Source organism: Streptomyces sp. SAJ15 (assembly GCF_007595705.1).
In the GTDB taxonomy this organism is placed as follows: Bacteria; Actinomycetota; Actinomycetes; order Streptomycetales; family Streptomycetaceae; genus Streptomyces.
The window spans coordinates 100238-106237 of the sequence record NZ_NISY01000019.1 but is presented as its reverse complement, the minus strand read 5'-3'; the positions used below and the strand labels follow the sequence as shown (position 1 = coordinate 106237).

The 6000-nt window shown below is 68.9% G+C and carries 11 protein-coding genes; 7 read left to right on the top strand and 4 right to left on the bottom strand.

What is annotated here, in order from left to right; translation table 11 throughout:
* The coding region (locus CD790_RS35385; protein WP_222108329.1) for a hypothetical protein at window positions 1-201 on the top strand (201 nt) is incomplete at its 5' end.
* A gap of 19 nt (window positions 202-220) precedes the next feature.
* Here the strand turns inward: CD790_RS35385 and CD790_RS31435 are convergent.
* On the bottom strand, window positions 221-484 hold the full coding sequence (locus tag CD790_RS31435) for a hypothetical protein (RefSeq protein ID WP_144386779.1): 264 nt from the start codon (window positions 482-484) through the stop codon (window positions 221-223).
* Between the two features lie 117 nt (window positions 485-601).
* On the opposite strand from CD790_RS31435, the gene CD790_RS31430 reads away from it, so the two are divergent.
* Together CD790_RS31430 and CD790_RS31425 are read left to right on the top strand one after the other, a co-directional pair.
* Window positions 602-1147: a DUF4158 domain-containing protein gene (locus tag CD790_RS31430; RefSeq protein ID WP_186319334.1), complete on the top strand. Its 546-nt coding sequence runs from the start codon at window positions 602-604 to the stop codon at window positions 1145-1147.
* Between the two features lie 310 nt (window positions 1148-1457).
* Window positions 1458-2486: a M48 family metalloprotease gene (locus tag CD790_RS31425; protein ID WP_186319333.1), complete on the top strand. Its 1029-nt coding sequence runs from the start codon at window positions 1458-1460 to the stop codon at window positions 2484-2486.
* Between the two features lie 493 nt (window positions 2487-2979).
* Here CD790_RS31425 and CD790_RS35025 read toward each other — a convergent pair whose 3' ends face one another.
* Window positions 2980-3126 (bottom strand): hypothetical protein, encoded by a 147-nt coding sequence (locus CD790_RS35025; protein WP_186319331.1) that lies wholly within the window; start codon window positions 3124-3126, stop codon window positions 2980-2982.
* 183 nt (window positions 3127-3309) lie between these two features.
* Here CD790_RS35025 and CD790_RS31420 point away from each other — a divergent pair, with 183 nt between their 5' ends.
* The 3 genes from CD790_RS31420 (at window position 3310) to CD790_RS31410 (ending at window position 4609) form a co-directional block, all read left to right on the top strand.
* Window positions 3310-3870 (top strand): hypothetical protein, encoded by a 561-nt coding sequence (locus CD790_RS31420; protein WP_144386776.1) that lies wholly within the window; start codon window positions 3310-3312, stop codon window positions 3868-3870.
* 104 nt (window positions 3871-3974) lie between these two features.
* Complete coding sequence (locus CD790_RS31415) at window positions 3975-4172, top strand: hypothetical protein (protein ID WP_144386775.1); 198 nt, start codon at window positions 3975-3977, stop codon at window positions 4170-4172.
* Between the two features lie 86 nt (window positions 4173-4258).
* Window positions 4259-4609 carry a hypothetical protein gene (locus tag CD790_RS31410; RefSeq protein WP_144386774.1) on the top strand — a complete coding sequence of 117 codons (351 nt, stop codon included), beginning with the start codon at window positions 4259-4261 and terminating at the stop codon, window positions 4607-4609.
* Window positions 4610-4662: 53 nt separating this feature from the next.
* Here CD790_RS31410 and CD790_RS31405 read toward each other — a convergent pair whose 3' ends face one another.
* Together CD790_RS31405 and CD790_RS35020 are read right to left on the bottom strand one after the other, a co-directional pair.
* Complete coding sequence (locus tag CD790_RS31405; RefSeq protein WP_144386773.1) at window positions 4663-5160, bottom strand: DUF6420 family protein; 498 nt, start codon at window positions 5158-5160, stop codon at window positions 4663-4665.
* Window positions 5157-5321: a hypothetical protein gene (locus CD790_RS35020; RefSeq protein WP_186319329.1), complete on the bottom strand. Its 165-nt coding sequence runs from the start codon at window positions 5319-5321 to the stop codon at window positions 5157-5159. The genes CD790_RS31405 and CD790_RS35020 overlap by 4 nt, the downstream gene beginning before the upstream one ends.
* 419 nt (window positions 5322-5740) lie before the next feature.
* On the opposite strand from CD790_RS35020, the gene CD790_RS31400 reads away from it, so the two are divergent.
* Window positions 5741-5971 carry a hypothetical protein gene (locus CD790_RS31400; RefSeq protein ID WP_144386772.1) on the top strand — a complete coding sequence of 77 codons (231 nt, stop codon included), beginning with the start codon at window positions 5741-5743 and terminating at the stop codon, window positions 5969-5971.
* Window positions 5972-6000 lie beyond the last annotated feature (29 nt).

Genomic DNA, 6000 nt, shown 5'->3' with positions numbered 1-6000 from the left:
GTACCGGGCATCGGGACGGGCCTGGTGCCGGACGGGGTGTTCAGCGTCTTCGCGCGTTTGCGGGGGCGGGTGGACGGCGCCAGCGAGAAGTTCCACGAAGTGTTCTTTGCCCAGGTCACAGGCGTGGGCCGGAAGCCGTGGAACCCCGCGCAGCGCACCCGTCCCGCCCCGTATTGCGGTGCTTTGCCCATCCGTCCGTGAAATGGCGATTCCAGGGGGCTCAGCCGTCTTCGGGCTGGTCGTCGTCGGGGTGCGAGGCGAGCGCCCAGTGCCCCCAGCGTTTGCGGGCGGCGTCCGCGCTGATGCCGAACGGCTTGCCGATCTGCGCCCAGGAGGTGCCGGCGGCACGCTCCTCGAGGACGCACACGCGCACCAGGTCCTGCGCGCGGGACTCGATGCCCGCAGCCGCCAGCGCGAAGACGCCGGGCCAGGCTAACCCGCCGGTAGCTTTCAGGAGTCGGGGTGCCGGTAAGAACTCTGTCACCAGCCGCAAACGGCAGTGATCTTGTGGGGGTATCACCCGTGTGGGTGAGTCTGGGGTCGTGCAGCTGCGCGGGGTGAAGCTCCGAGAGGACGATCGCCGACTGTGGCCCGTACCTCTTTGGACCTGGACGACCTGGTCGAGCACTGGGCGCTGTTGAAGGACGAGCAGGGGCTCGTGTCCGGCAAGCGTGGTGCGACGCGACTGGGCTTCGCCGTGTTGCTGAAGTTCTACACGCAGTACGGCCGGTTTCCTCGGGGACGCTTCGAGCTGCCGGGCGAGGTGGTGGAGTTCGTCGCCCGGCAGGTACAGGTACCCGCGTCCGAGCTGGACACGTATGAGTGGAGCGGTCGGACGGTCGAGTATCACCGTGCGCAGATCCGTGGGCACCTGGGCTTTCGTGAGTGCAGCGTCGCGGACGCGGACAAGCTGTCGGCCTGGCTCGCCGAGCACGTTGCCTGCAAGGAGCGGCGGCCGGAGCAGGTGCGGGTGGAACTGCTGGCCCGTTGTCGTACGGAGTGCATCGAGCCGCCCACCCCTGGGCGGTGCGACCGGATCGTGGGGGCGGCGCTGCGGGTCGCCTCTACCGCGGCGGCCGGGTTCTGGAATGTCGCAGAACCTATCGCGAGGGGCTTTGTGCGAAAGTCGTTTTGCGAGAGGTTGTGAGAACGAAGATCGGGGGCAAACCGGACACGGCTCGGTGCGGGTCCCCGGTCTCTCAGAACTACTCATTTGTGAGAAGGCTGTGCTGTTGACAACCTGGCATCCCGTACGGCGGGATACAGGTATGAGCCCCGGTACTTCACCGCCGCCATGGCCGCCCGGCGACTCTCCTCACTCTGCAGAGACGCCCCTCGATGACCTAGACCTATCTCACTACCAAGGCCGCGTCTATTTATATTCGTTCAAGGGCAACGCTGGTCTACGTGCCGGCCCTGACCGCACCACCCTTGCCCTGCTCATGGCATCTGCGCCAATGGTCGCTGTCAGCCTGATCATCCTGTGGGTGATCGCGGCGGCCTTGAGTGTTCCGCTCCACCTGTCATGGATCCCTTCAGCTGTCTGGATACTTCTCGGCTTGCTTTTCGTTCAGCGCCGGGCTGAGCGCGCCTTCGTGAAGTACGTACTCCGGCTGAGGCGACCTACTCCGGCAGAAAGCCAGAAACTTGAACTTGCGTGGCGCGAAGTGCTCGCCCGGGCGGCCGCCGACCCCGATCGCTGCGAGGTCTGGGTCGAAGACAGTCACCACGTCAACGCACAGGCCCCAGCTGGTCATGTGGTCAGCGTCAGCTCGCTAGCGATCGACCGGCTCTCGTCCGGCCAGCTGGCTGCCATCCTGGCTCATGAGCTTGGACACCACAGTGGAGGCCACGCCTGGGCCTCCCGGATGACCAGCTGGTGGTCTTTACCAGCCCACTGCTTCGCCCGCGGGCTGTCCGGTATGGCCCGTGGGGTTGTCAACGTCCTAGGCCGCTTGGGGTGCTTTGGCGCGCTTGTAGCTGTGGCCTTCCTCAGCTTCGTCTCACTGCTCGCCGCAGGGCTATGGTTCGTCGGACTGCCGATGCTTCTCGCCCCTTTCTGTACGGCCGCCGTCAGAAGGCGGGCAGAGCTGCGCGCCGATGACTATGCCGCGCGACTGGGCTTTGCCCCATTGCTGGCCCAGGTACTCCGCCTTGACATCGGCGACGAGGAGTCGAGCGCAGGAGGGACAAACATCGCGCGTATGGATGGCTGGTTGTTGGTGCGACCAGATGCCCGAACCCGCCTCCATCACCTCGAGCCCTACCTCAAACCTCCAGCAGTGGTCCCCACCCTTCAGGCGCAGTCACCAGAGGAACGGGCTGATCAGCTGCGTAACTTGGCTGATACCCGAGACTTCCCCCTCGCCGTCTCGGAAGTGGTGCACGCCCTCACCAAGGTGTTCCTAGCTCTTGGACCGCCTCCCGAGGGCGTCGTTGGCGGAAAGGTATCGGACGAGCCTGTACCCAGCGGGGGGCGGAAGTGATGGCCTCGAACAACCCGATGGTCGCCGCATTGCAGCTGGCGGACCAGTGGTCCAAGCTACCGCCCGAGCACTTGAAGCTCGCTCTCAGGGCTGCGGATGCAGAGCTCGCTCGTCAGCACGAACTTCGCATGGCTAAACAGCAGGCGGCTGCAGCCGCAGAGCGGCGAGCCCACGTCCTGCAGATCTCTGGAATCGTGGCAGCGGTCATGGTCTGCGGCGCCATGCTAACCGGCAGCGTCATCACGGCTCAGCAAGGGCACTTCTGGCTCTCAATCACTATGTGTGGCCCCAGCCTGTTGACCCTCACGACCCTGTTTGTCCTCCGCCGTTCTTCAGATACAGCACTGCAAGAGAGCGCTCGCGTGGCTCGCTCCGCCATGAACGCAGCACAGTCATCAGCACCCGCCACCACGCCAACAGGGCCTCCTGGAGCCGGGGTGGTGTGAGGCTCGTTCATGACCTGGTTGCGCCGCCCATGGGCGGCGCAACCAGGTCAGGCGGCTTGGCCGAAGCCAGCGGTGGCCAGGTCGTGGTCGCGTAGCAGGGTGAAGACGTCCAGCTTCGGGTCGTACGCCTCGGGCTGGACGAACTGCTCGCCGCCCGCCACGGAACCGGCGCTCCCGCCGAGAACTGGACCCATTGACCCCAACAGGTCCAACCCGCGCCGCCTGCGCCGTCGAGACGTCCGTGATTCGCGGACGGGGCGCTGCCGGAGCGGAGGTGGGGGCGCCTCGCGACCCGCGCGCGCGTGGAGTGGTTCCACGAAGTTCCACGAAGTGTTCTTTCCCCAGGTCACAGGCGTGCGCCGGAACGTTGCGATGCTTTGTCCTACCGTCCGTGGAACGGTGCGGTTCGGGACGTGCTCGCCGCGCTCACCCAGCTCGACGAGGCCCGGGCCGCCCTCGATACCCTGGAGCGCGACCTGACCCGCGCCGCCCGCGCCCGCGGCGCGTCCTGGGAGGCGGTCGCACACGCGCTCGGGCTGGCCTCGCGTTCCAGTGCCGAGAGCCGCTTCGTGCGCCTGGAGCGCGCGGCCGCCACCTACCGCGGCGACCGCCACCCCGAGCTTCACCGCGCCGAGCGGGCCCGCGACCGGATCGGCGCCGCCTGGTGCCGCACCAACGAGGCCCGCCTGCGCGCCGCCGTCTGGTCTCTGGTCTGCCTCAACGACGAGTGGGAGCAACTGGCCCGCACCGCCCCCGCCGAGCAACTGCAGACATGGCACCGCGAGCTCGAGGGGCCCGCGCTCGCCGAACGCCTGCGCGGCCTGCAGCTCATCCTCGACGCCTACGGCCTCGACCTGCCCGGCGGCGCGGTGGCCGCCGCCCGCGACGAGGTCCTGCAGCTCCTGGACGAACTGCGCGACGCCCGGCACGGCGGTTAGGGGCATTGGGTCCAACAGGGCCAACGGCCGCTGAGCAGGCACCCGGCTTCTCTGGGCAACCCGGACCTGCCCGCCGAGGTCTTCGAGCCGGGGGACTGGATGGTGTGCACCCGTGCTTCGAGCTGATCCAGGCCGACCGCTGGGGCAAGCTCAACCTGCGGGTACTGGAGCTGACCGCCGCCGAGGGTGGGGAGGAGGGCGCCGCGGCCCGAGCCGCGCTCCGCAACCGCCAGATGCGCCGCGTCTCCTCGGAATGGCTCGCAATCCGGGCGGCGCTCATCGTGCCGGGCCGTCCGCTGTAACACCCGGCCGGTGGTGGCCGGCCCGGAAAGTGGATCCCGGCCCGAAGAGCGCCGCCGTCCCTCCCTGCCCGGCTACGCTCCCAGCCATGACCACCACGGTGTTTTTCAAGGTGCCGGCCGTCGGCACCGTCCGCGAGCTCGCCGCCTTCGTCCAGGCCCGCACGGCGGAAGGCGAGCAGCACCTGCTCCGGCGCATCCCCGCCGAGCAGCTCGACACCCCTGACGCCGTCGAGCTCCTGCGCATCCCGCGCGCCCTGGGCCACGCCGCCGAAGTCGCCGCGTTCGAGCTGGAGGACGAACTTCACGGCCAGCCGGTCGACACGAACGCCGCCCGGCTGCTGTGGCGGACCCTGCTGAACACCGCACAACCCTTCCGCGACCATCCCGACGTCCCGGCCGGCGCCCGCGAGGCGCTGGCCACCGTCGACGAGATGTGACCCGGGGCCATGGCCGACGGCCCCACCGGTTAGGCCCGTTGCCCCCGACAGGTCTAACCGTCGCTGGCCTGGTCTTCCTCGCCCTCCTGGCGGACAGGCCCGGCTAGCGCCTCGGTCTCCTGCAGGAGCCGGTCGGCGGGGCCGAAGTCCCCCAGCTCGACCGCGAGCGCGGGCCGCACGAACGCGGTGAGCGTGATGCTCCCGTCGCGCACCTCGAAGGAGCGCAGCACCCCTCCCCCGTACGCGGCGTGGTGGCGGCACCCGGCGTGCACGCAGTGCCCCTCGGCGGCTAGGGCGAGTCGCTTGAAGGCGGCGTTCTTCTCCTCGGTGAGCTGCGCGGGGCAGCCCAGGTGATCCAGCGAGATCCGCATGTGGCCGGGCTTCTCGGGCGGGCGGACGGTGAGCCGCCCGCCGCCGGGTGTGACGTAGCGGCCGGTGGTCACCGGGGCGTATGGGTGGATCAGCGGCAGGTTGGTCTCCGTCGGGTGGAGGACGGGCAGCCCGTCGTACTCGATGTACGGGCCTGCGGCGCCGCGGTGCTCGGTCGTCATGCGGTCCTCGTCTCAGTCGCGGGGCGGTCGTCGGCGGGCTCCTGGCCCTCGTCGCGGTCGTGGTCGTCGGCGGGCCAGACGCCGAACGGGCCGGGCTGGCCGGGGCCGGTGGCGCCGAGCTGGGCCGCGCCGCCCTTGAGCCGGTGGTGGTCACGGATCACGGGCGTGGCTCTCCTGCGGTCGGCGTCGCGTACGGCGCCATGGTGGCCCCTCCCGATGGCCCGGCGGGTGAGATCCGGCTCGCGCGCGCACGCGTAGGACGGTCTCATCAGTCTCACGGCCGTTCCTTTTCGCAGGTCAGCGCCGTGCGGTCCGGTCTCACGGCGCTGACCGGGAGATGCCCGGGCGAGCGACCCTTGAAGGCGTGGCCCGCAGGTCCGCCCCTTGCCTGCGCCGGTCTCGACCACGGCCGGTGCAGGCAGGGCCGGGGATTGGACACGGTTCCGCGGAATGCGTTCGGTGGACACGCGCGCGGAACGCCGATGCTCCGCAGGTCACAGCGATGCCGTTCGACACCGAAACGCGGAACCTACGGCACGGCGGCAGAAGCTAGCGGCTGCTCCTGTTTACGGTGTCGGGCATGCAGAAGTTGCCCAGTACGGTGCAGCTCTCGCTCGGCTGTACAGGCCACGTCTGGCTTCTTGTTCTTGGCCTGGTGCTCGCAGTCATGGGCCTGAGCGTTCTCTTCCGCCCCTCCCACTGGGATTTGGACGGTGACATGCACCCGTGCGTGACTGTGGTTGTGTTTCTGGCGATGGCAATCGCGGGGGTATGGCTGATCGTCGCGCAGGTGGAAAGCGGGATGTGCTGAACGCGGGTTAAGGGGCCACGGAACGAAGG

Coding starts and splice junctions, on each gene's coding strand:
- CD790_RS31425 (WP_186319333.1), top strand. CDS start 1,458: ATGGTCGCTGTCAGCCTGATCATCCTGTGGGTGATCGCGGCGGCCTTG.
- CD790_RS35025 (WP_186319331.1), bottom strand. CDS start 3,126: ATGGGTCCAGTTCTCGGCGGGAGCGCCGGTTCCGTGGCGGGCGGCGAG.
- CD790_RS31410 (WP_144386774.1), top strand. CDS start 4,259: ATGACCACCACGGTGTTTTTCAAGGTGCCGGCCGTCGGCACCGTCCGC.
- CD790_RS31405 (WP_144386773.1), bottom strand. CDS start 5,160: ATGACGACCGAGCACCGCGGCGCCGCAGGCCCGTACATCGAGTACGAC.
- CD790_RS31400 (WP_144386772.1), top strand. CDS start 5,741: ATGCAGAAGTTGCCCAGTACGGTGCAGCTCTCGCTCGGCTGTACAGGC.